Raw genomic sequence first — 282 nt, forward strand, 5'->3', positions numbered from 1 at the left:
CGAGCGCAAGCCAGGGAGGATGAGTGAGCAGCGGCAGCAGCGGATACGTCTGGAGATTTCGCGGGAGGCGGCGCGTTTGTTCTGGGAGCAAGGCGTCGCTGCCACGACCGGCGAGCAAATCGCCGCTGCAGTGGGTCTCTCTGTACGTACTCTCTGGCGGTACTTCCGCAACAAGGAGAGCTGTGTCGAGCCGGTCTTGGCGCAGGATGGCGAGGAGTTTGTGGCGCTATTGCGCCGCTGGCCTCGCGATGTCTCCCTTGAAGATCACCTCATGGAGTGGGC

Annotated in this window: 1 protein-coding gene; it reads left to right on the forward strand. The window is 63.1% G+C overall.

All coding sequences use genetic code 11. From position 1 onward, the window contains the following. Positions 1-19 precede the first annotated feature (19 nt). Positions 20-282, forward strand: a 263-nt coding sequence (locus tag JUJ53_RS13830) for a helix-turn-helix domain-containing protein (protein WP_343327958.1), incomplete at its 3' end; no start/stop codon positions are given.

This window comes from Leptolyngbya sp. CCY15150 (genome assembly GCF_016888135.1).
In the GTDB taxonomy this organism is placed as follows: domain Bacteria; phylum Cyanobacteriota; class Cyanobacteriia; order RECH01; family RECH01; genus RECH01.